The organism is Burkholderia sp. BCC1999 (assembly GCF_905339975.1).
Classification (GTDB): Bacteria; Pseudomonadota; Gammaproteobacteria; order Burkholderiales; family Burkholderiaceae; genus Burkholderia.
Genome location: NZ_CAJPHP010000001.1, coordinates 334,223 through 356,097, shown reverse-complemented (window position 1 = coordinate 356,097; position 21,875 = coordinate 334,223). Strand labels below are relative to the sequence as shown.

General features: G+C 66.5%; 21 protein-coding genes and 1 pseudogene. 6 read left to right on the top strand and 16 right to left on the bottom strand.

What is annotated here, in order from left to right:
• The gene (locus U5809_RS01585) at positions 1-1,026 is read right to left on the bottom strand and encodes an AraC family transcriptional regulator (RefSeq protein WP_322085199.1); all 1,026 of its coding nucleotides are present in this window, start codon (positions 1,024-1,026) and stop codon (positions 1-3) included.
• A 108-nt stretch (positions 1,027-1,134) separates the two neighbouring features.
• Between U5809_RS01585 and U5809_RS01580 the strand changes: the two are divergent.
• A pseudogene (locus tag U5809_RS01580) lies at positions 1,135-1,958 on the top strand (transporter); the annotation flags it as partial.
• Positions 1,959-2,092: 134 nt separating this feature from the next.
• Positions 2,093-3,355, top strand: coding sequence for a serine hydrolase domain-containing protein (locus U5809_RS01575; RefSeq protein WP_322085198.1), 1,263 nt, complete (start codon positions 2,093-2,095; stop codon positions 3,353-3,355).
• 426 nt (positions 3,356-3,781) lie between these two features.
• Here U5809_RS01575 and U5809_RS01570 read toward each other — a convergent pair whose 3' ends face one another.
• The 15 genes from U5809_RS01570 to U5809_RS01500 form a co-directional block, all read right to left on the bottom strand.
• Positions 3,782-4,756, bottom strand: coding sequence for a type II secretion system F family protein (locus tag U5809_RS01570; RefSeq protein ID WP_322085197.1), 975 nt, complete (start codon positions 4,754-4,756; stop codon positions 3,782-3,784).
• 36 nt (positions 4,757-4,792) lie between these two features.
• The gene (locus U5809_RS01565) at positions 4,793-5,770 is read right to left on the bottom strand and encodes a type II secretion system F family protein (RefSeq protein ID WP_322085196.1); all 978 of its coding nucleotides are present in this window, start codon (positions 5,768-5,770) and stop codon (positions 4,793-4,795) included.
• Between the two features lie 32 nt (positions 5,771-5,802).
• The gene (locus U5809_RS01560) at positions 5,803-7,170 is read right to left on the bottom strand and encodes a CpaF family protein (protein WP_322085195.1); all 1,368 of its coding nucleotides are present in this window, start codon (positions 7,168-7,170) and stop codon (positions 5,803-5,805) included.
• Between the two features lie 18 nt (positions 7,171-7,188).
• Entirely contained in the window at positions 7,189-8,397 is a 1,209-nt protein-coding gene (locus U5809_RS01555) for an AAA family ATPase (protein WP_322085194.1), read from the bottom strand.
• Positions 8,398-8,419: 22 nt separating this feature from the next.
• Positions 8,420-8,863 carry a TadE family protein gene (locus tag U5809_RS01550; protein ID WP_322085193.1) on the bottom strand — a complete coding sequence of 148 codons (444 nt, stop codon included), beginning with the start codon at positions 8,861-8,863 and terminating at the stop codon, positions 8,420-8,422.
• Entirely contained in the window at positions 8,860-9,393 is a 534-nt protein-coding gene (locus U5809_RS01545; RefSeq protein WP_322085192.1) for a TadE/TadG family type IV pilus assembly protein, read from the bottom strand. Before U5809_RS01545 ends, U5809_RS01550 begins: the two co-directional genes overlap by 4 nt.
• Before the next feature lie 12 nt (positions 9,394-9,405).
• Positions 9,406-10,671, bottom strand: coding sequence for a pilus assembly protein TadG-related protein (locus U5809_RS01540; RefSeq protein WP_322085191.1), 1,266 nt, complete (start codon positions 10,669-10,671; stop codon positions 9,406-9,408).
• Between the two features lie 25 nt (positions 10,672-10,696).
• Complete coding sequence (locus U5809_RS01535; protein WP_322085190.1) at positions 10,697-10,993, bottom strand: hypothetical protein; 297 nt, start codon at positions 10,991-10,993, stop codon at positions 10,697-10,699.
• A gap of 20 nt (positions 10,994-11,013) precedes the next feature.
• Positions 11,014-12,951 carry a type II and III secretion system protein family protein gene (locus U5809_RS01530; protein ID WP_322085189.1) on the bottom strand — a complete coding sequence of 646 codons (1,938 nt, stop codon included), beginning with the start codon at positions 12,949-12,951 and terminating at the stop codon, positions 11,014-11,016.
• Positions 12,952-13,055: 104 nt separating this feature from the next.
• Positions 13,056-13,895, bottom strand: a complete 840-nt coding sequence (gene cpaB, locus U5809_RS01525) for a Flp pilus assembly protein CpaB (protein ID WP_322085188.1) — start codon at positions 13,893-13,895, stop codon at positions 13,056-13,058.
• A 35-nt stretch (positions 13,896-13,930) separates the two neighbouring features.
• On the bottom strand, positions 13,931-15,331 hold the full coding sequence (locus U5809_RS01520; protein ID WP_322085187.1) for an ATP-binding protein: 1,401 nt from the start codon (positions 15,329-15,331) through the stop codon (positions 13,931-13,933).
• A 32-nt stretch (positions 15,332-15,363) separates the two neighbouring features.
• Positions 15,364-15,903 (bottom strand): prepilin peptidase, encoded by a 540-nt coding sequence (locus U5809_RS01515; protein ID WP_322085186.1) that lies wholly within the window; start codon positions 15,901-15,903, stop codon positions 15,364-15,366.
• Positions 15,904-15,931: 28 nt separating this feature from the next.
• Positions 15,932-16,138: a Flp family type IVb pilin gene (locus U5809_RS01510; RefSeq protein ID WP_322085185.1), complete on the bottom strand. Its 207-nt coding sequence runs from the start codon at positions 16,136-16,138 to the stop codon at positions 15,932-15,934.
• An 82-nt stretch (positions 16,139-16,220) separates the two neighbouring features.
• Positions 16,221-16,412: a Flp family type IVb pilin gene (locus tag U5809_RS01505; RefSeq protein WP_322085438.1), complete on the bottom strand. Its 192-nt coding sequence runs from the start codon at positions 16,410-16,412 to the stop codon at positions 16,221-16,223.
• A 142-nt stretch (positions 16,413-16,554) separates the two neighbouring features.
• Entirely contained in the window at positions 16,555-16,746 is a 192-nt protein-coding gene (locus tag U5809_RS01500; protein ID WP_322085184.1) for a Flp family type IVb pilin, read from the bottom strand.
• Positions 16,747-17,793: 1,047 nt separating this feature from the next.
• Here U5809_RS01500 and U5809_RS01495 point away from each other — a divergent pair.
• From U5809_RS01495 to U5809_RS01480, 4 genes are read left to right on the top strand one after another with little or no spacing between them, the layout of a single operon-like run.
• Positions 17,794-19,032 carry a glycosyltransferase family 87 protein gene (locus U5809_RS01495; protein WP_322085183.1) on the top strand — a complete coding sequence of 413 codons (1,239 nt, stop codon included), beginning with the start codon at positions 17,794-17,796 and terminating at the stop codon, positions 19,030-19,032.
• The gene (locus U5809_RS01490; protein ID WP_322085182.1) at positions 19,029-20,408 is read left to right on the top strand and encodes a glycosyltransferase family 87 protein; all 1,380 of its coding nucleotides are present in this window, start codon (positions 19,029-19,031) and stop codon (positions 20,406-20,408) included. The genes U5809_RS01495 and U5809_RS01490 overlap by 4 nt, the downstream gene beginning before the upstream one ends.
• A gap of 24 nt (positions 20,409-20,432) precedes the next feature.
• The gene (locus U5809_RS01485) at positions 20,433-21,476 is read left to right on the top strand and encodes a glycosyltransferase family 2 protein (protein ID WP_322085181.1); all 1,044 of its coding nucleotides are present in this window, start codon (positions 20,433-20,435) and stop codon (positions 21,474-21,476) included.
• 15 nt (positions 21,477-21,491) lie between these two features.
• On the top strand, positions 21,492-21,875 hold the full coding sequence (locus tag U5809_RS01480; protein WP_322085180.1) for a GtrA family protein: 384 nt from the start codon (positions 21,492-21,494) through the stop codon (positions 21,873-21,875).

The following is a 21,875-nucleotide window of genomic DNA, read 5'->3' as shown; positions in this document are numbered from 1 at the left end:
TCACCCCCGCCCGCGCCGCATCCTCAGCGTCGCCGATGGCGACTCCCCGAACGCCCGCTTGTACTCGATCGCGAACCGCCCGAGGTGCGCGAAGCCCCATTTCAGCGCGATGTCGGTCACCGACGCGAGCCCCGGCGTCTCGTCGGCCAGCAGTTCCTCGCGCACATGTTGCGGCCGCAACTGCCGCACGAAACCCATCGGCGTGATCCCGTGGCGATTGCGGAATCCCGCGAACAGCGTGCTCGGGCTGACGCCAGCGAGTTCGGCGAGCCGCTCGATCGTCAGCGGCTCGTCGAGATGCGCACGGATGTATTCCTCGACGCGCCTCACGTAGAACGGCGCGAGCACCGCCGGCAAGTGCCGCGTGCCGTTGCGCGCGCTGTTCGGGTGGCCATGCAGCAGCAGGTTGAGCAGCGTCGATTCGAGCTGCTCGAACGCGCGCGGATGACGCAGCGGATGCGCGTCCGTCGAGATCGCGCCGGCGAGGACCGGCAGCAACTGCGCGAGACACGTCCCTTGCGGCGACGACAGGCTGAACTCCGGCTCGAATTCGACCGGCGCACGCCGGTCGTCGCCGAAATGTCGTTGCGCATGGCGCTCCATCACTTCGCGCTCGATGCGCAGGATCACTTGCGGGCAGGCATCGCCCCACTGCATCTTCAGCGGCAGCGTCGGCGAGATCAGCGACGCGGTGCCGGGCGACGACACGAAGTGCGTCGAACCGCATTCGATCTCGGCGTCGCCGCGCAGCGGGATCTGCAACAGGAAGAAGTGTTCGAGCGGCCCGGGCTCGATGCTGACGCCGCCGCCATAATCGAGCAGGTTCAGCGACAGGTTGCCCCAGCGCGCGTGATGCATGCAGCTGTGCAGCGCACGCGATTCGCCGGTCGGCGTGAGCCGGTGCGCCTTGAATACGTCGGCGACGCGCGCGCGCACCTCGTCGACGTCGTTCGACTGCAGCATCAGGTTGTCGTGATTGAAACAGGCGGCGTCGGCCAGCCAGCCGGTTTCCGAAAATTGCGCCATCGAAGTTCTCCCGTCATGCTCGATCGCACCCGCGCCGTGCATGCGTTCCCGATATCGGGGAATCCGCCGCACGATCCGGACAGCACCCGGAGTATCCGGACAGTCCGGCCAGCCGGCTCCGGCTGGTACGGCACGCAGTATTTGCAGTGCTACACGGCCGGCCGCGTCAACGACAACGCGGGCAACAAGGTCGGGCTGCCGAAGCAGGACATCGACCTGTTCGCGGGGCTGAGCCAGCTCGTCTATCAGTCGCCGCTGACGTTCGCGGGCATGCATCCGGGCCTGGACGTGATCCTGCCGTGGATCGCGTCCGCGCGGACCGACGACGGCATCGGCAATGTCGCGTTGAATGCGCGCGCCGGGTTCGGCGACCTGCTGATCGGCCCGTTCATCCAGTTCGATCCGGTGCTGGGCGCGCAGGGCCCGCGCTCGCGCAGCGGGTGGAATTCCAGTTCATCGCGCCGACCGGCGCATACGATCCGTCGCGCGCGATCAACCCGGGCAGTCATTTCTGGTCGTTCGACCCGTACTGGGCGGCGACGCTGTGGCTCACGCCGAAATGGACCGTGTCGTGGCGGCTGCACTATCTGTGGAACGCGACCAACCATCAGCCGGCCGCGTCGCTCGGCCCCGACGTGACGTCGACTCAGGCCGGCCAGGCGATCCACGTGAACTTCGCGACCGAGTACGAAGTGCGTCCGGGCCTGCGCCTGGGGCTCAACGGCTACTGGCTGCGCCAGACCACCGACATGAAGGAAAACGGTCAGGACGTGCCCGGCACGCGGGAGGCCGTGTTCGCGATCGGGCCGGGCGCGATGGTCAGCTTCTCGCCGCACGACCACCTGCTGTTCAACGCGTACTTCGAGACCTATGCGCGCAACCGGCCGCAGGGGACACGGATGGTGCTGCGCTACGTGCATCACTTCCAGTGACGCGCGCGGCCGGATCGCTTTCCGAAGACGAATCGGGCCGGCGGCAACGCACGCTGCCGGCCGCGACGCGGCTGTCCTATAGTTTCTGGAGAAGGCAGGAAAGACGTTCGTCACAAACCCGGAGGGACCGCGCCATGGCTACTTCAGCAACCTTCCGGTGCGTGCCGCGCGCGGCGAAACGGCTGGTGCGGCGCATGGTTGCCGTCGCACCGGCCATCGTCATCGGGCTCACGGTGTCCGCGTGCGACGGCGACAGTTCGCCCACATCGGGTGCGCCCGCGTTCGCGAACGCGGCGCGCCCGCAGATCAATGCACTGCTGTCGGACACGATGACGGCCGGCGCGGTCGTCTACGTGCAGTCGCCGCAGGGCAACTGGCTAGAATCGTTCGGCACGGCCGTGCGCGGCACGAACACGCCGATCCCGACCGACGCGCACTTTCGCGTCGGCAGCATCACGAAGACGTGGACCGGCACGGTGATCCTGCAACTCGTGCAGGAAGGCAGGCTGAGCCTGGGCGACACCGTCGACAAGTTCGTCGCCAACGTGCCCAACGGCAATACGATCACGATCGAGCAGTTGCTGCGGATGCGCAGCGGTCTCTACAACTACTCGACCAGCCTCGCGTTCAACCAGACGCTCGATGCGCAGCCGGACAAGGTCTGGACCACGACGGAACTGCTGAACATCGCCGAAGGCCAGCCGGTCTATTTCGCGCCGGGCGCCGATTTCCGCTACTCGAACACCAACACGGTGCTGCTCGGGCTCATCATCGAGCAACTCACCGGCATGAGCGCGGCCGATGCGATGAACGCGCGCCTGTTCGCGCCGCTCGGCCTGAGCAATACGTTTCTCCCGCCGCAGGCGAATACGGCGCTGCCGGCGCCCGCGCCGCACGGCTATCAATGGGGCACCAATGCGGAGACGACCGACAGCGACGCGCTGTCGCCCGAACGCCAGGCGGAAGCGAAGAACGGCACGTTGCAGCCGACCGACGTGACCGGTGTCAACACGTCGTGGGCGTGGACGGCCGGCTCCGGCATTTCGACGGTGACCGAACTGGCCGCCTACGTGCAGCGGATGGTCGGCGGCGGCTACCTGAGCGCCGACCTGCAGGCGCAGCGGCTCGCCAGCTGTACGCCGACCGATGCGTCCGACCCGATGTCGGCTAGCTACTGCATGGGTTTGGCGAAGTTCGGCACGTTCTACGGCCACACGGGCGAAATACCGGGCTTCAATACCTTCATGGGCTACGACCCGGCGACGAAAACGACGATCGTCACGTGGGCGACCACCGCTGCCGCGCCCGACGGCCAGGCACCGGCCAACGTGATCGCGCAGATCGTCATGGGCGAGCTCAGCAAGGCGGCTGAAGTGCCGAGCGAGGGGCGGCCGTGAGGCGGTGAAGGCGGCTTGTTTCCCTGACTGCGCCTGTGGCGTCAAGCTGCACGTCGGATCGCGCGTGAAACGAACGCGAAGCAATCGCAATCGGCAGCGCGATAAATCATCCCGCGCATGATGGCTGCCGGTTTGATCCGGCTGCGGGCATTCGATCCCTTTCCATCGCTGCAGGCGGCGCCGGCATCCTGCCGGCATCGGCCTTCGGGTTAGCAGTAGGGGGCAGCCGGAAAGGCGGTGGACTACGGCTTGTTCCATGGCCGACCATGGGTCCAGGATGCATTGACGCCGCTATGGTCAACCTGTCTCGCGGCGCCGCCTGGGGAGGGAGCCTCCATGAAGCCTGTTGCCGTGCCGGCCGACGGATGGGTCGGGGCCGGCACGTTCATTCCTTACGGCGAACCCGGCGTCACGCCGGCTCGCCGCTCACTGCGCGATGCCCACGAACGTCGGCAACAGCACGCGATAGACGTGGATCATCGCCGGCCCGAGCAGCACCATCATCAGCGCGGGAAAGATGCAGAAGATCAGCGGAAACAGCAGCTTCAGCGCGATCTTCGCCGCGCGCTCCTCCGCGCGCATCCGGCGCCGCGTGCGCAACATGTCCGACAGCACGCGCAGCGATTCGCTGATGCTCGTGCCGAAGCGATCGGCCTGGATCAGCATCGCGCAGAACGATTCGATGTCTTCCACGCCGGTGCGCAGCGCGAGATTGCGAAGCGCGGTTTCCTTCGTGAAGCCGGAGCGCATCTCGAGCAGCAGCAGGTCGAGTTCGCTCGCGACCACCTCGCTGCTGAAGCGCAGTTCCTCGCTCACCTTCATCAGTGCCGCATCGAGCCCGAGCCCCGCTTCGACGCATACCGTCAGCAGGTCGAGCGCATCCGGGAAATCCTCGAAGATCTTTTGCTGGCGCACCTTGACCCGCTGCGACAGCACGATGTTCGGGATGTAGTAGCCGATACAGGCGAGCACCACGAGGATGAGCGACAGCAACGCGCGCTCGTCGCCGAGCGAGGTCGTGATCAGCACCAGCAGCGCCGCGCACGGCAACGCGAGCGCCAGCATCGTCTTCGCGGTGAAATACAGCGCGGCCGCACTCTGGTTGCGCCAGCCGGCATTCATGAGCCGGATGCGCAGCGGTGAATTCTCCCAGCCGTCCTTCGGCACCGACAGCTTCGAGATCGGGGTGGACAGCTCGACCAGCTTCGCGACCCAGCGCGACGTCAGATCGTCGTCGCCGCCGGTGCCCGCGACGGCGCCCGCACCGGCACCGCCGGCCTGCTGGATCCGGCGCTGGATGCTGCGCGGCGCGAACAGCAGCATCCCGACGAGCACACCGCCGGCTACGAAGATGAACAAGCCGCCCAGCATCACGGCCTGGACCACGCTCAGGTTTTGCATGACAGCCTCGCTACGGTTCGTTATTCGACTCGCGCGTCAGACGCGAATGCGGACAATGCGGCGGATCCAGAACAGACCGAACGCCATCGACACGAGCATCGTGCCGACCATCCGGATCCCGGCCGGATCCTCCCAGAGCACCGACAGGAACTCGCGGTTCAGCACCGCCATCACCGCTGCGGTACCGAACGGCAGCAGCCCGAGAATCCACGCGGACAACCGCCCTTCCGCCGACAGCACGCGCACCTTGTCGAACAGCTTGAAACGCTCGCGGATCAGCGCGGCGATGCTGTCGAGCAGTTCGGCCAGGTTGCCGCCCGTCTCGCGCTGGATCAGCACCGCGATCACGAAATAGCGCAGGTCCTGCACCGGCACGCGCGTCGTGAGGTTCATCAGCGCGTCATGCAGCGACACGCCGTAGTTGACCTCGTCGAACGTGACGCGGAATTCGCCGCCCATCGGATCGGGAAACTCGTCGCCGACCATCCCGAGCGTGCTCGTGAACGAATGACCGGAGCGCAGCGCGCGCGCGATCATGTCGCAGATGTCCGGCAACTGCCGCTCGAGCTTGCGCAACCGGCGCCCGCGGCAGCGCATCACGTACATCAGCGGCAGGCAGCCGGCAAACAGCGCGACCGGCAGCGCGGCGAGCGGCATGTGCGTGGCGAAGCTCGTCACGATCCAGGCGAACGCCGCGAACACCGCGCTGAGTACGATCAGCTTCGGCAGCGTCCAGTCGAGGCCCGATTGCTGGATCACGAGATCGAGCCGGTGCACGCGCGGCACGCGCAGCAGCAGCCGGTCGAACGGCTTCGATTCGTCGAGCATCCGCTTCTTCAGGATCGACAGCCGCTCCTGCTGCACGTTGCCGCCGGCCGACATCGAGCGAATGCGCGATTCGATCCGGCGCGCGGCTAAGCCGTGCCGTGCGTTCCACCACTGATACCCCCCTTCGATCGTCAGCACGACCGCGACGAAGGTGAGAATCACAAAACCGTAAAAGATCGTGTTCATGAAGCCTCCCCGGCAGCAAACGCGCCCTGTCGTCAGTTCGTCTCGTACCGCTGGGACGGGTCGTAAAGCGAATCCGGCAGGTTGATGCCGAACGCCTGCAACCGCTCGACGAACTTCGGCCGCACGCCGGTCGCGCAGAAGTGGCCGCGTACCGAGCCGTCGCGGTCCACGCCCGTGCGCTTGAACGTGAAGATCTCCTGCATGTTGATGATGTCGCCTTCCATTCCGGTCAGCTCCTGGATGCTGACGATCTTGCGCTTGCCGTCCGTCAGCCTCGCCGCCTGAACGACCACCGAGATCGCCGACGCGATCTGCTGGCGCATCGTCTTCGGCGGCAGCGACAGCCCGGAGACGCTGATCATGTTCTCGAGCCGCGTCAGCGCATCGCGCGGCGTGTTCGCGTGAATCGTCGCGAGCGAGCCTTCGTGGCCGGTGTTCATCGCGTTGAGCATGTCGAGCGCTTCGGCGCCACGCACTTCGCCGAGGATGATCCGGTCGGGCCGCATCCGCAGCGCGTTGCGCACCAGCGTGCGCTGCGTGATCTCGCCCTTGCCCTCGATGTTCGGCGGGCGCGTTTCGAGCCGCAGCACGTGCGGCTGCTGGAGTTGCAGCTCGGCGGCGTCCTCGATCGTCACGATCCGCTCGTTGCGCGGAATGTAACCGGACAGGATATTGAGCAGCGTCGTCTTGCCGCTGCCGGTGCCGCCCGACACCAGCACGTTCACCTTCGCGCGCGACAGCGCGTCGAGCAGCTCGGCCATCGGCGGCGTCAGGCTGTGGTAGCGCACGAGGTCGTCCATCTTGAGCGGGTTGACCGCGAAACGCCGGATCGACATCAGCGGCCCGTCGATCGCGGATGGCGGGATGATCGCATTCACACGCGAGCCATCCGGCAGCCGCGCGTCGACCATCGGGCTCGATTCATCGATGCGGCGCCCGACGCGCGACACGATCTTCTCGATCACCTTCATCAGGTGCGCGTCGTCGTAGAACGTCACGTCGGTCAGTTCGAGCTGGCCGCACCGTTCGACGTAGACCTGCCGGTACGTATTCACGAGGATGTCGGAAATTCCGGGGTCGCGCAGCAGCGCTTCGAGCGGGCCGAAGCCGAACATCTCGTCGTACACGTCGACCGCGAGCTGCCGGCGTTCGATGTCGTTCGCCGGTAACCGCCCCTCGTCGAGGATGCGCGCGATCAGCGCGCCGATTTCCATGCGGACCGTATCCTGCGGCAGCCGCGACAGGCGTTCGAGTTCGACACGTTCGAGTACGGCCAGGTGGATTTCGCGGCGCAGTTTCTGGTATGCGTCGCGTACCGACGAATGCGCCGGGCTGGCCGGCTCGCTGCCCGTCGCCAGCGGCTGGGCCCGGTGCAACGACATCTGTTCGCGCAATGACATGATGGTTCCCCGAGAGAGTTACATGGACTTGAGCTTCGGCGTGGCCTTGCGGCCGAAGAGCCTGGACATCAACGGTTCGCTGTTCGCCGCGCTATGTCCGGCGCGCACCTCCCCGTCGACGAGTTTTTTCGCATACCCCTGCAACGCACGCACGACCGCCGTGCCGCGCGCGAGCCGCGACACCGGATGGCCCTGGTTAATCGCCTCTAGCACGGTGTCGGCATCGTCGGGAATCGCGCAGGCCGCCTGCAGGCCCAGCACTTCCTCGAGCGCGGTGCGGGTGCGCTCGCTCGTGCGCGTCGTGCGGTTCACGATCAGCCGCATCTGATCGGTCGAGTAGCCGAGCGACACGAGGATCTCCAGCAGCCGGCGGCCGGCGCGCACGTGCGGCATCGCGGGTTGCAGCACGATCTGGATCTGGTCGCTGCGATCCAGTGCGACCATCGTCAGCGGATTGATGCCAACGCCGACGTCGAAGATCACGAAGTCGTAGCGCGGCGCGGCGACGCCCAGGATCCATTCGAGCGCGTCCTCGCGCATCTCGGCGGCCTTGACCGGGTCGCCGGCGCCCGCGAGCACATGGAAGTTTTCCGTCACGTGCGCGACGCTCGCATCGAGAAACGCGCTGTCCAGCCGCTCGATCTGCGCACAAAGCTGCGGCAGCGTCGACGGCGGGGTTTCGTCGCTGACGAGGAACGCCGCATCGGCGAACTGCTGGTTCAGGTCGATCAGCAGCACGCGGCGCTTGCAGCCCTCGGCGATCTCGAATGCGATGTTGCTGGCCGCGAAGCTCGTGCCGACCCCACCCTTGCACGACATGAACGACACGATCCGTGTATCGTCGGTGTCGCGCCGCGTGCTTTGCGCGGCGGCCCGTTCGAGCGCGTTGGCGAGCGCCTGCGGCTCGAGCGGCCACTGCAGCACGTCGCGCGCGCCTGCGCGCATCGCATCGAGCAGCACGTGCGGCGATGCGTCCGCCGTCACGAGAATGCAGGTCAGGTTCACGTGTGCACGGCAGATGCGCTCGATTGCCGACAGTTCGGACGGGTCGAGCGACGTGCCGTCGACCAGCAGGACATCGAACGCGTCGAGTCCGTCGGTGCGATGCTCGATCTGCGACGGGCGGCCGGTCGCGCGCGTCGCGCGATAGCGTCCGCAGTCGGCCACGAGACGCGCGATCTGCGTGAGCCGCGCGGTATCGTCGGAAGCTACGAGGATGTTGATCATGTCGTGTGCCTCGTTTGTTCGATCAGTTGCAGTTGGCGCCGCCGGTCGCGGAAGTCAGGCTTTCGCGCGGCAGCGTCGTCGTGAAGGGCGGCATCGTGACCGTGACATTCACGAACGGGATCATCGTCTTGACGGTGACGTTCGTGACGCTGACGGTCACGAACGCGCACGAGTTCACGTCGCAGCTCGTCGGCGTATAGCTGACCGACACGTTCGCGTCCGACAGCAGCGGCAGCAGGGACTTCACGCGCTTCACGACACCTGCCGCCTTCACGTCGCAGACCACCGCCGTGCGCGCGCCGAGGCGCACAGCCTCGCTCGCTGTGTTCCAGTAGAACAGCACGCGACCGAATTCAAAGATGCCGATCAGCAGCATGATCAGCACCCACGAGATCAGCGCGAACTCGACGATCGCCGAGCCGCGCTCGGAGCGCCGGTGCGGACGGCGGAATGGGCGCGCGTTCATGACACTTGCCTCATCACGGTAATGATGTTGTCGAACGTGATCGACGGTAACGCCGGGTACGCAGGAATTGGCTGATACTTGTAGCCCGTGACCTTCACTTCGACGACGTTGATCGCGCCTGCCGCGGTGCCGCTTGCAGCGTTGTTGTTCGAGTCGTAGGTCGGCAGGTTCGAGAATTGCGCCGGGTCGGACGCGTCGCTGCAACCGGTCGTATGCTGCGCGTCGCAGATGGTCACCATCGAGGTCTTGAGCCCCGGCACCAGCTCGGTGCCGTCCTTGCCGCAGGTCGTGCTGCCGTAGACGACGAGACACTGCGCCGCCGACACCGGATACGCGCTGTCAGTCGGCAGCCAGACCGACAGGTAGCGCGCCGCGTCGCGCGTCGCCTTGGTCAGCGTCTCGTACTGGTAGATCGCGCGGCCGAACTCGGCCACACCGGTCGCGAGCATGATCATCGGCATCAGCACGAGCGCGAACTCGACGGCGACGGCACCACGGGTGCGCGAACGGCGAAACGGGGGCCTTTTCATGATCGCCTCTCCCTATTGAACCAGCATCGGCACTTGGACCCCGGACGCGCTGCCGCTGCCGGGCAAGCCGTGCGTCGCGCACGGATTGTTGCCGGAGACGGACGAGCCGAGGTATTCGAGGTGGGCTATGACATTGCCGCTGCCGGGGCTGAACGGCAACGGATCGAGCATCAGCACGCAATCCCATTGCGTGACATGCACCTTGCCGCTGCTACCCTTCAGCGACGAGCAGTCGCCTTCCGGGGCGAGTGCAACACGGCGGTCGCCGCCATAGGTCTGGTAGTTGCTCGCCGTCGCGGTGCCGTTGGTGGCGACCCCGCTGCCCGACGGCGGCGCGCCGTCGCCCTGGTAGGACTTGAAGCTTGTGCGGTCGATCACGAACTGCGTATACGCATCGCCCTTGATGCCCGCCGTTCCGGGCGGCCCGTAGTTCGGGCCGACATACGCGTAGCCGGTGAAGTCAGGTTGACCGCTGGACCCGTTGGCGCCGTTCGTATAGATGCCGAAGCGCGTATTCCAAGCGCGCAGCGAAGCCGACTTCAGGCCCGTGGTGCCGAGATCGGGCGGGCTCGTGATATTGCAGGTGTTACCCGACAGTTCGCTCGCGAGGGTCGGTTCGTTCGTCGAGCCGTCGAGCGCCGCCCAGCCGAAGTTGCCGGGCCCGTAGGACGAACCGGACGGCGACGTGATCCAGTCGCCGACGTTGTAGGACGGCGCGCCCGTGGCGCGGCACACGAACACCGGGATCGCGCACGCTGTCTGCCCGCCGCCGACCGTCGCAATCGCACTCGCCGACACTTCGGCCGCATTCGCGAGCTTGGTGCCCGGCAGCACGTTCAGCACTTCGATGAACCAGTGCGCGATGTTGCTCAACGTCGCCGTGCACTGTACGTACTTGATATTCGCCGGCGTCGTGACCGAGTTCTTCGTCAGGAACGGATTGGACAGCGAGTCGCTGAACGTGACGTTCGAATTCGTCGACAACTGCACCGACTTGTTCTGGAAGAACACGAAATTCAGATGACCGGCGGCGATGCCGTTCGCCTCGGCCACGGACAGGCTGATCGCCCCGGTCAGGTCGCGCGCAGCCGACAGGGCGCACGCATCGGCGCTGTTCTGCAGTTCGCTGCGCGTAACGTACAGCTTGCCGAGATCCAGCGCGAGACCGACGAACCCGATCATCACCGCCAGTGCGAGACCGACGATGATCGCGACGGCACCGCGCTGGCGGTGCAGGTTGCGCCGCGTGACTTTCGGATGGCGGGCTGCGCTGTTCATGGCATTCTCCCTGAGTGTCCTGTCGTTACTGGGTGGACTTGCCGATGCCGATCACGAAGGCATTGGCAGGTGGCACGGCTTGCTTGAAGGACTTGTCGTAGTTGTCGAGCGCGGCCGCTGCGGCGCCGCCGTCGACGCCCGATGCCGATGCCGGGTGTTCGCCGGCATGCGGATCGATGATCTGGGCCTGCATTACGGTGCGGACCGAATCGCCGAAGCGGCTGTCCCACACCGGGGTCGACGACATGCAGCCGGCAAGCGCGAACGCGAGCGGGACGGCGAGCGCCGCACGGCGCACGAATACGAGGTAGGCGGTTTTCATGAGTGTCCCCTTGGATGGCTTCAACGATCGGTGGACTGGGGTTCGGTGCCCGCACGCGCGACCTGCGCCTGCGCTGCCGTCACCCGGTGCTTCGGTCGCGCCGCCGGCTTGGCCGACGTGTCGGGGCCGCCTGCCGCGAGGCGCGCGGCGGTGGCTTCGATGCGCGCAATGCGGGCCGCGTTCGACGTGTCGGGCTGCGGCACGGTGGCGACCACCGGCGTAGGCACCTTCTGCGGCTCGGCCAGCACCGGCGGTTGCGCATCGGCGCCTTGCGGCGCGCGCGGTGCGGGCAGCGCGGCGGCCGGGCCGACGGGCGCTTCTGATTGCGGTGCCGGTGCGGGGGCCGGCGCCTGGGCCGGTGCCTGGGCCGGTGCCTGCGGTGCGGCTGCTGCGCCGTTCGCGGGTTGCGCGCCTGCCTTGCGAACCCCGCCGCGGCCTTCCATGTTGCCGGTCGCATACACGTCGGCTTCGTTCGGCTTCGAGAAGCTGTCGGTCGGCAGCGCGACGTCCGCGGTCTGCAGCGGCTTCACCAGGTGCGGCGTGATCAGGAAGATCAGCTCGGTGCGGTCTTGCTGGAACGACGTGCTGCGGAACAGCGCGCCGAGCACCGGCACTTCGCCGACACCCGGGATCGCCTTCAGCGCACCGGTCGCGTTGTCCTTGATCAGCCCGCCGATCGCGAACGATTCGCCGTCGCCCATCTGCACCGTCGTCGACGCGCGCCGTGTCGTGATCAGCGGCAGGATCGACGTGCCGCCGATGTTGGTCGCGCTCAGCGTGACGCCCGTCTGCGACAGCTCCGACACTTCCGGCGCGACCTTCAGGCTGATGCGGCCGTTGGCGAGCACCGTCGGCGTGAACTTCAGTGCGACGCCGAACTCCTCTTCCTGCAGCGTGATCGACGAGACGCCGTTGCTACCGCTCTGCGGGATCGGGATGAAGATCTTGCCGCCCGCGAGGAAGGTCGCCTCCTGGCCGCTGATCGTCACGAGATTCGGCTCCGCGAGGATCTTGACGAGGTTATCGGTGTTCTGCGCGTCGGCCGCGATGCTGAACGGCTTGTTGTTCGCCTTGTTGAAGACGGCCCCGCTGGCGACGCCCGCGAGCAGGTTGCTGACCAGCGCGCCGCTCCACGAACCGAACCCGCCCTGGATGTTGAACGCGCTGCCCATCTGGTTGATCAGCGTCTTCGACACCTCGGCCACCTTCACCTCGAGCATCACCTGCTGCGGCGACGTGACGTTGAGCATGTTCAGCACGCCACCGCCGCCCTTGCCGCCCGCGGCGGGATCGCCGGCGCTGTCGCCGTAGGCGCGTGCGATCTGCACGGCCTGCTGCGCGGCCTGCGAACTCGACACGGTGCCCGCCAGCACGATCGTGCCGGCCGCGGTCGACACGTGGATGTCGCGCTCGTTCGGCATCAATTGCAGCAGCGACGCCTGCAGGCCGCCCGCGTCCGCTCCAACCGCGACGTCGATCACGCGGCACGCCCCGCTCCTGCCCTGCACGATCATGTTGGTCGTGCCGACTGCGAGCCCGAGGATGTACAGCGTCTGCGGCGACACCATCGTGGCCTGCGCGACGGCCGGATTGCCGATCGTCCGATTGCGGACCGGCTCCGGCATCGGCACCAGCAGCGACTTGCCGAGCGGCACGCTGACGCTGGTCGACTCGCGCACGGCGCCGACGCAGTTCGGCCCGCGCAGCGGCCCTGCCGAAGCGGCGGGCGCGGCGGCCGGCACCGGCGCCATGCTGATCGTCATCTGCATCGGCCCCTTGCCGACCGCGGCCGGCGCGCTGGCGCCGCCCTTCGTCAGCACGGCCGACTCGACGCCTTCCTGCGCGAGTGCGCCATAAACGGTCAGCCATCCCGAACAGAGGATCGCGGCCATCATCGTGCCCCGTGCGACGCGCGTCCGCAGTGGGCCGGTACCTGTGCATTGCGGTTTGATCTTCATTTCGTCTGATCCCCCGAGAGACCGGCGCCGTGCCGGTTATCGACTTCCAAGGCCGCCGCGCCTGGCCGGCGGCCGATCTGTTTATCTGGCTGGTTTGATCTGTTTCAGAAACACTCGACGCTGCCCTTCACGCCCGTCAGCACGCCGACGCAGTCGCGCCGCACTTCCGGCGCTGCGTGCGATGCGACGTGCACGCGTACCGGCCGCACGTGTGCGGGAGCCGGCGGCGCTTCGGGCACGGGTTCCTTGCCGAGCAGCGTCAGCTTGGTCGCGCCATCGGTGTTCAGCGTCTTCTGGTCGACCTGGTTGCGCAGCACGAGCGACAGCGTGCCGACGCTGCGCGCGAGGTCGAGCCGTTCGGCCTGGTCGGGCGTGACTTCCAGCGTCACCGCGTTGACGACCTTCGGTGCGGTGTCGTCGCGGCTGACCTGCTGCGCGACGGCCAGCACGAGGATGTGCTCGAGCACGATCTTGGAGATGCTCTGCCCGTCGGTCTTGCCCTGCTGTTCCTGCGTGTTGACGATCACGTCGACGTAGTTGCCCGGCAGCGCGAAGCCCGCGACGCCGACCACGTCGTTCACGCGCACCGTGATCGCGCGGCTGCCGTCGGCGATCACCGCAGACAACCCGCCCTTGGTGCCGATCGGCGCGAGCTTCGATTCGATCACCGGCTCGTCTCGCGACAGGCTGGTGCGTACGACGCGCCCTTCGAGCGCCTTGGTATCGGTGAACGCGCCGGTAGGCACGCTGCCCGACGGCCAGCTGACCATGTGGATCTGGTTCGGCCCGAGCGGTTCGCCCAGGTTCAGGTCGGTGGTGGCGACCGCGACCGGCGTCACCGAGCTCGTGGATGTCTGCACCAGCCAGTGGGACGCGAACACGACCGCGGCAAGACCCGCGACCATCGCGACGACCAGCATCATGACCGCTCGACTGTTTTTCATGGCAATGCTCCTCGACGAATCGTGAAAGAAACCGCTCAACCGGTGACGAACGTACGGCCCCCGCGCTCGACGGGCGGCGGATGGCTGCCGTCCCGTTCAGGCGCTGCGCCGAAATAACTCGCCCACGCGTCGTACAGCGCGTCGTGCGTCACTTCGGGCGGATCGCCGCGGTAACGCGCGCCGGCGGCCACGAGGCGCAGCAGGTCCGCCGGAAAGCACGCGAGAAACGCCTTGCCGGTCGGCAGGTGCAGCCGATGCAGCAGGTAGTCGAAGGCATCGCTCGCCGAGACGAGTCCGAGCGATGCGCAGGCCGCGTTGTACACGGCGCGGTAGTCGTCGATCGACATCGCGCCGACGTGCAGCTTCGATCCGAGGCGGCGCAGGAACGCGTCGTCGCAGATCTGTTCCGGCGACAGGTTGCTCGAGAACACCGGCCACACGTCGAACGGCATCACGAAGCGATTGCCGGATTCGAGCGTCAAGAAATCGACGCCACGATCGAGCGGGCGCAGCCAGCGATTGAGCAGGTCGCGCGGTTCGACGCGCTGGCGGCCGAGATCGTCGACGACGTACATGCCCATGTTGGCCTTAATGTGCGGCGGTGCCTGGTAGAAACCGGCGGCTTCGTCGCGGCGGAGATCGAGCTCGTCGAGCGTCAACTCGCCGCCAGACATCACGATCGGCCGTTCGCACAGGCGCCAGCGGCGGTCGACCGACTGGCCGCCGGCCCGCAATCCCGCGTCGACATGCACGAGCGGATCGTAGATCTGGATCACTTCACCGGCCGCATAGATCGCGTACGGCACCGGCACGTGGCCGTTCATCAGCGAGCCGAGCCGCTCGGCGAGGAAGGTCTTGCCGCTGCCGGCCGGGCCGTAGATCAGCAACGGCCGGCCCGAATTCAACGCCGCGGCCGCCGCATCGAGGATCGACGTGTCGATCACGATGCCTTCGAACGCGGCCCACACGTCGCTCTGGTTGATCTGCAGCTTGCGTACCGAATGCTTGTCCAGGCAAGCGAGATACGCGTCGAGCGTCACCGGTGCGGGACCGCTGTAGCCGCTGCGCGTCCGTTCCTCGAGCGCCATTACGCGGCCCGCGTCCGTCAAGCGGAACGACACATCGAGATCGGTCGCACCGCGATGGGTGAGTTCGACGAGACGCTCGCGCACCAGGAACGCGAAGACGTCGTCGAGCACCGCGAGCGGCAGGCAGTGCCGCTCGACCAGGTCGCCGTACGACGGGCGGCCAAGCACCAGCGTCGACTTCAGCACGAGCCCTGCTACGAACGTCATGCTCAGCCCGGTTTCCTCGAGCGTGCGCGGCGCCGTCGGCAACTGCGTGCCCAGTTTGGTATGGGCTTCCCGAGACGGCAGCGGATCGGGCAGGTGCGCCACCTGCGCGTCGCGTCTCGGTTCGGTGTGATTCGTGTTCATGGTCGCTCCGTCCTCGTTGCGTGTTCGTCGCGCTATGCACACGACACGAACAACATGCCCAGCGTGCCGGCCGCGATCGCCACGCCATACGGCAGCGTGCCGACCGATGCGATTTCCACGGGGCCGCCGGCGGCTTCTCCGTGCGCCCCTTGCGAACGACGCGCGATCAGCACGCGGACGTTCGCCCACATCTGGCGCATCCGGCCGCGCAGCAGCGCGAACGCGATGGCGCCGATCCCGCCGGCCAGGAACGTGGCCAGCACGATGTAGAACGTCATTTCCGCCCCGACCCATGCGCCGATCGCGAGCATCAGCTTCACGTCGCCGGCCGCCATCCCGCGCAACAGATAGAACGGCAACAGCAGCCCGAAGCCGGTCGCTGCCCCCGCGAGCCACCCGAGTGCGCCGGCCAGGACGCCGTGCAGCATGCACTGCGCGACCAGCGCGCCGACGAGCCCGACCGCGACGAGGCGGTTCGGAATGCGGCGGGTTGCGATGTCCGTGCTGGCCGCGGCGACGGCGAGCAGCGTCACGCACAACGGGACCGGGTAAGGCGGCGCAACAGGTAACATGGCGAACCTCTCGGATCGAATCGTTGAATCAGGAAACCAACGCCAGCGCGGTGGTGACCGCAGCCGTCACGGCCGCTGCAATCACCTCGTACGTGTCGGCAAGCGAGCCTTTCAGCGTGACGACGCTGCCCAGCACTGCGGTGGCGAACATCGCCGCGAGCAACGCATATTCGATCGACGTCACGCCCAGCTCGTCGACGATCCAGCGACAGACGGCACGCATCTTGGCTTGCATGATGGCCTCCGGTTCCAGGTTGATCAGATGGCCGGGGACGGCTCGAGCACTGCACCAGCCGAGCCGTCCGCGGCACGGTCCATCAGATGGCTGCGACCGCCGAATCGAGGTCGTCCGCGATCGTGGTGAACACGGTTTTGAGGTCCTTGCCGACCGTCGACAGCGCCGCGATGATGCCGATGGCGATCAGGGCGGCGATCAGGCCGTATTCGATGGCGGTCACGCCGTCTTCGTCGCGAATGAAACGGCCGGCTTGTTGAATGAACTTGGACATGATGAATCTCCTTTCGTAGTCACTTTCGAAGCCCTCGCGTGCCGGCTGGATCGAATGATCCGGCATCGATACGTCGAGGCATGTTGTTGATGCCGTGTGGTGCCGACGAACAGTTCGGAGGAGCCGTCCGCCGTACCGTTCATCAAATTGCTGCTACTACAGAGTCCAGATCGTCGGCGACCGTACTGAACACGGTCTTCAGATCTGTACCGATCGTCGTCAACGCGGCGACGATGCCGATCGCGATCAGCGCGGCGATCAGGCCGTATTCAATGGCCGTCACACCGCCCTGATCCTGAGCGAACCAGGCGATCTTTTCGATGATTCTCGACATGAGCACTCTCCTTTCGGACTGCTATGAAATACCCTTCGTCGGTCAAGACGTCGGGGGTGGGCACCACCGGCACTACACGAAAAATCGGAGCGCGACGCTCAGCTGCGGGAACGGGGATGTACACCCGTGTCCGTGCGAACGGGAATCAGTGAAGCGGAGCGCGAGAGAGGCGTGTGCGGTGCGACCAGCCGGATGAACCGGGCTTGTCGACGAACCGGAACGGCACGACGGCCGTTCGACGCATGGAATTCAATTGAACGGGAAATGAACTCCCCGCAAAACCGCAATGTGTCTTTAACGCGGCTTGCGATCCGCGATGTGCTGTGGTCTTTCATTTTTATTCCCCATGTGCTGCATGCCGATTTCTTATTGCCCTGAAGAATCCGGGTCTGGTTGGTCGATCGACGACTGATATCGCGGTTCATCGGCCTGGCGCTGCGTGTTCCCCGACGCGCTCCGGTCATTTTTCCCGCTGGCTCCGCAGCCGGTTCCATGTGTCTGTCTTCGGAACCGCCTGGTCGTCACATCGTCGACTGCCGTGCCAACGCTTACGCAAAGAGCAGGCCATCCCGAGTGAAATCGTGGCGTATCAAGGGTTCCGGCGATTTCCCCCTTCCCCGGCCAACGGTGCGATGCCCGAAATGTTTCAAATATGAACGGCCCGCGGCGGCCGACACGGTCGGTCAGAATGCCCGCCGCCGCGCTGCACAAAGGGCGGAAAAAATTTCGTCGGGACTTTCCCGGACGCGGCACGCCGGTCCCGCGCCGTGCGTTCGGCGGGATGCAACGCCGGTGAAAATCGCGGAATGTTTCAAGCCAGAAACACGAAACCCGATTACCCCGATTTTTCATACTTGAAAACACGGTTTTCAAGGCCGTCACTCGGCAATCGAAATTCCGGCAGTCAGTGCGTGATTTGCATCACGCGATTTTTTCTTCAACAATGAATTCACCGGACAACGCCGTTTCAACGCGATTCGATCCGCAGGCACAACTACATCAAACGGCTGCGACAGACCACGCAGCCACTACGACAGACGGGGCATCATGTACATAGCCAATCGTGAAACGCGCGATCGCGCCATACGCTGTGCTCAATGGCTGACAGCGGACCGGATCATTCCGTACAGTTGCATCATGCTGATGCTCTTCGTCGCACTGGTGGTCGTGTGGGGCGTCGTGACCGACGGCTTCACGTCGAACGCCGTCGTCCGCCCCGGCACCGATTTCTCGGTCTTCTGGACCGCATCGCATCTCGTGTTGCAAGGCCATGCCGCATCGGCCTACGACCCTTCGTCATTCGCGCAGGCCGAGTTCGCGCACTTCGGTGCGTCTCTACAAAGCCGGCCGCTTCCCTGGCTCTATCCCCCGACGATGCTGCTGTTCATCGCGCCGGTTGCCCTCGTGCCTTTCCTGCCCGCTTACTTCCTCTTTTTCGCGGGCAGTCTTTTATGCTATGCGTTCGCCGTCTCGCGCTTGTCGGGACTGCGCGCGCATCTTCCTGTGCCGCGTGCCGCGGCGCTCGTCGTCGCCGCGTATTCGGCGGCGTGCATGTCCGCGCTGTTCGGCCAGAACAGCATCCTGACCGCCGGCCTCGCCGCGCTCGCGCTGCATCTGCTCGGCAAGCGTCCGGTCGTGGCGGGCGTGCTGATCGGGCTGCTCGCGATCAAGCCGCAACTCGCTGTCGTGTTCCCGTTCGTGCTGATCGCGACGCGTGCGTGGCGCACCTTCGCGGCGGCCGCGATCAGCGCGGCGCTGCTCGCGGCCGCCGGCGTCGCACTGGCCGGCCCGGCCGCGCTGCACGGGTTGTCTCATGCCATGTCGACGGTACGCGAGCAGCATTTCATGCTCGCGTCGTACTGGCTCGCGTCGCCGACGCCGTTCGCCGCGCTGCGGCTCGCCGGCGCACCGGTCGCCGCCGCGCTGGCCGCCCAGGCGGCGGTCGCGCTGCTCGCGATCGCCGCGGCCGTCAGCGTGTGGCGCCGGACGCACGACATGCGCCTGCGCGGCGCGGTGCTGGCGGTCGCCACGCTACTGACGACGCCTTATCTGTGGCATTACGAACTCACCTGGCTCGGCATCGCGGTCTTTTGCCTGATCGCGCACGGTCTCGACGAAGGCTGGCTGCCCGGCGACCAGGGCATCCTCGTGATCGCGTGGCTGCTGCCGGCCTTCGAGATGTTCAATCGGTTGACGAAGCTGCCGCAAATCGGGCCGGTCGTGCTGCTCGCGGTACTGTTCGTCGTCTTGCGTCGCACGGCGCGGGCGTCACGGGGCACGCAATGAAAGCGCCTTCGTTCGCGCGCCATGTGCATTCCGCCATCGACGCGCATCCGGAACTCCCGATCGCGGGCCCGCGCCGCTACCCGCACTGGCTCAATCGCGACCGCGTACGCCTTTATGCAGCCGCCGCGCTGCTGACCGAACTGCTGTTCATCGGCATCTACTTGATCCGCGTGATCCTGTCGAACAACGGCGCGCCGGAACCGCTGTCGCCAGATTTCTCGCCAATCTGGAGCGCCGCGTGGCTCGCCGTGCACGGTCACGGCGCTGACGCGTGGCGTTTCCCCACGCTGTTCGCGGTTCAGAAGCTGGCCGTTCCGACGATGACCCTTATGGACGGCACGCAGCCCTGGCTCTATCCGCCGACGATGCTGCTGCTCGTGTTGCCGCTCGGCTGGCTGCCGTACACGCTGGCGCTCATGCTATGGCTCGCCGTCACCTATGCGCTGTTCGCCGCGACGATCCGCGCGACCGTGCAGCGCAATGCCGCCTGGCTGTGCGCGCTCGCGTTCCCCGGCGCATTCCTTACCGTGATCGTCGGCCAGACCAGCCTCTTCACCGCGATGCTCGCCGGCGTCGGCCTGCTCGCGCTGAACCGCCGCCCCGTCGTCACGGGCATCTGCTTCGGCTTGCTGACGATGAAGCCGCAGCTCGCGGTACTGTTCCCGCTCGCGCTGCTGTGCGCCGGCCAATGGCGCGCGCTGGCCGCATGGGCCGCGACGATTGCCGGCTGCGCCGCACTCGCGGCGCTCGCATTCGGCGCCGATTCGTGGTTCGCGTTCGCGCACGAGATGCACAATGTCTACCAGATCGTCGGCGCAGGCCACGCCAAGCTCGCACGGATGCCGACCGTCTTCGCGCTGGCCACGATGGCAGGCTGGCCGGCCTATGTCGCAAGCGGCCTGCAACTCCTGTCGGCAGCATCAGCCGCGATCGCCGTCGTCTACGCATGGCGCGGCGCATGTTCCTACGCACTGCGCGCCGCGACCCTCGTATGCGCATGCCTGCTCGTCAGCCCTTACCTGTACGACTACGACCTGACCTGGTACGGCCTCGTGATCGCGTGGTACGCCCGCTATGCGTGGACCCACGGCTGGCGGCGCTTCGATCGCGAATGGCTGATGCTGCTGTGGCTGATGCCGCTCGCCGGCCTCGCGGTCATGCCGCACCTGCCGTTCCAGTTCATGCCGCTCGTCACGCTGGCGTCGCTCGCGCTGCTCGTCGGCCGGGTCGCCCAGGAAAGACACGACGTGCCGTCGATGCCCGACGCGCGCGACCACTCGACCGAGACCGGGTTTGCTCATCCGCTCCGGCCGCACCACCGCCCGGCGTACGGAATGCGCCGCACCGGCCGCCCGACCATCGGCGCCGACCGGTGACGCGACATTACAAGGGGAGTCATCATGCGGGAACCACTCTATTCACCGCTCGTTTCGCTGGTCGTGCCGTTCTATAACGAAGGCGAGGCCGTCGAGCGCTTCTTCGACGTCGTCATTCCGTTGCTGACGGCCATCGACGCGATCCGCTTCGAGATCGTCTGCGTGAACGACGGCAGCCGCGACGACACGCTCGAGCGTCTGGTGCGGATCAGCGCCACCGAGCGGCGCGTGCGCGTGATCGACCTCACCCGCAACTTCGGCAAGGAAGCGGCATTGACGGCCGGCCTCGACGAAGCCAGCGGCGACGCGGTGATTCCGCTCGACGCCGACCTGCAGGATCCGCCCAGCCTGATCCCCGTGATGATCGAACACTGGCGCGACGGCGCGGAAGTCGTCGCCGCGAAACGCAGCAACCGCGCGTGCGATTCGTTCGCGAAGCGTACCGCCGCGGCGATCTACTACCGCGTGCACAACATGCTGTCGGACGTGAAGCTGCCGGAGAACGTCGGCGATTTCCGGTTGATGGACCGCAAGGTCGTGAATGCGCTGCGCAGCCTGCCCGAGCGGCACCGCTTCATGAAGGGGCTGTTCGCGTGGGTCGGCTACAAGACCGTGATCGTCGAATACCAGCGTGACCCGCGCAGCGCCGGGCATTCGAAGTTCTCCGGCTGGAAGCTGTGGAATTTCGCGCTGGAAGGCATCACCAGCTTCAGCACCGTGCCGCTGCGCAGCTGGACCTACATCGGCGTCGGCATCGCCGCGCTCGCGTTCCTGTACGGCAGCTTCATCATCTTCCGCACGCTGCTGTTCGGCAATCCGGTGCTCGGCTACGCATCGCTGATCTCGGTCACGCTGTTCATCGGCGGCATCGAGCTGATCGGGATCGGTGTCGTCGGCGAATACGTCGGGCGGATTTACGACGAGTCGAAGCAACGGCCCGTCTACCTGATCCGCCGCCGCTACCAGGCGCACGGCAAGGTGATCGAGCTCCCGGTTGCGCGCGACGCGCGCCGCCTGGCCGCCCGCCGCCGTGCGCAGCCGATCCGCGCACGGATCGGCACCCGCTGACGCACGCGAGCCGCCATGATCGACCTGCTCTACGCCGAACGCACGCGGCTCGTGCGCTTCGGCGTGTCCGGACTCTGCTCGACCGCGATCCACACGCTGGTCGCCGCCGCCATGTTCGCGCTGTTCGATGCAACGCTGGTGACCGCGAACGCGGTCGCCTTCCTCTGCGCCACGGCATTCTCGTATCTCGCGAATACGCTGTGGAGCTTCTCGTCGACGGTGCGCACGCGCAATATGGTGCGCTTTCTCGCGGTCACGCTGGCCGGCTTCATCGAGACCATGCTGCTCGCGCGCGGCGCCGAAGCGCTCGACCTGTCGCGCGGGATGAGCATCGTCGCGATCGCGCTGCTGATCCCGCCGACGACGTTCGTGCTGCATCGGCTGTGGACGTACCGGTAA

Coding starts and splice junctions, on each gene's coding strand:
- U5809_RS01520 (WP_322085187.1), bottom strand. CDS start 15,331: ATGAACACGAATCACACCGAACCGAGACGCGACGCGCAGGTGGCGCAC.
- U5809_RS01560 (WP_322085195.1), bottom strand. CDS start 7,170: ATGTCATTGCGCGAACAGATGTCGTTGCACCGGGCCCAGCCGCTGGCG.
- U5809_RS01550 (WP_322085193.1), bottom strand. CDS start 8,863: ATGAACGCGCGCCCATTCCGCCGTCCGCACCGGCGCTCCGAGCGCGGC.
- U5809_RS01535 (WP_322085190.1), bottom strand. CDS start 10,993: ATGAAAACCGCCTACCTCGTATTCGTGCGCCGTGCGGCGCTCGCCGTC.
- cpaB (WP_322085188.1), bottom strand. CDS start 13,895: ATGAAAAACAGTCGAGCGGTCATGATGCTGGTCGTCGCGATGGTCGCG.
- U5809_RS01530 (WP_322085189.1), bottom strand. CDS start 12,951: ATGAAGATCAAACCGCAATGCACAGGTACCGGCCCACTGCGGACGCGC.
- U5809_RS01540 (WP_322085191.1), bottom strand. CDS start 10,671: ATGAACAGCGCAGCCCGCCATCCGAAAGTCACGCGGCGCAACCTGCAC.
- U5809_RS01555 (WP_322085194.1), bottom strand. CDS start 8,397: ATGATCAACATCCTCGTAGCTTCCGACGATACCGCGCGGCTCACGCAG.
- U5809_RS01565 (WP_322085196.1), bottom strand. CDS start 5,770: ATGAACACGATCTTTTACGGTTTTGTGATTCTCACCTTCGTCGCGGTC.
- U5809_RS01480 (WP_322085180.1), top strand. CDS start 21,492: ATGATCGACCTGCTCTACGCCGAACGCACGCGGCTCGTGCGCTTCGGC.
- U5809_RS01485 (WP_322085181.1), top strand. CDS start 20,433: ATGCGGGAACCACTCTATTCACCGCTCGTTTCGCTGGTCGTGCCGTTC.
- U5809_RS01585 (WP_322085199.1), bottom strand. CDS start 1,026: ATGGCGCAATTTTCGGAAACCGGCTGGCTGGCCGACGCCGCCTGTTTC.
- U5809_RS01545 (WP_322085192.1), bottom strand. CDS start 9,393: ATGAAAAGGCCCCCGTTTCGCCGTTCGCGCACCCGTGGTGCCGTCGCC.
- U5809_RS01500 (WP_322085184.1), bottom strand. CDS start 16,746: ATGTCGAGAATCATCGAAAAGATCGCCTGGTTCGCTCAGGATCAGGGC.
- U5809_RS01505 (WP_322085438.1), bottom strand. CDS start 16,412: ATGTCCAAGTTCATTCAACAAGCCGGCCGTTTCATTCGCGACGAAGAC.
- U5809_RS01490 (WP_322085182.1), top strand. CDS start 19,029: ATGAAAGCGCCTTCGTTCGCGCGCCATGTGCATTCCGCCATCGACGCG.
- U5809_RS01515 (WP_322085186.1), bottom strand. CDS start 15,903: ATGTTACCTGTTGCGCCGCCTTACCCGGTCCCGTTGTGCGTGACGCTG.
- U5809_RS01495 (WP_322085183.1), top strand. CDS start 17,794: ATGTACATAGCCAATCGTGAAACGCGCGATCGCGCCATACGCTGTGCT.
- U5809_RS01570 (WP_322085197.1), bottom strand. CDS start 4,756: ATGCAAAACCTGAGCGTGGTCCAGGCCGTGATGCTGGGCGGCTTGTTC.
- U5809_RS01575 (WP_322085198.1), top strand. CDS start 2,093: ATGGCTACTTCAGCAACCTTCCGGTGCGTGCCGCGCGCGGCGAAACGG.
- U5809_RS01510 (WP_322085185.1), bottom strand. CDS start 16,138: ATGCAAGCCAAGATGCGTGCCGTCTGTCGCTGGATCGTCGACGAGCTG.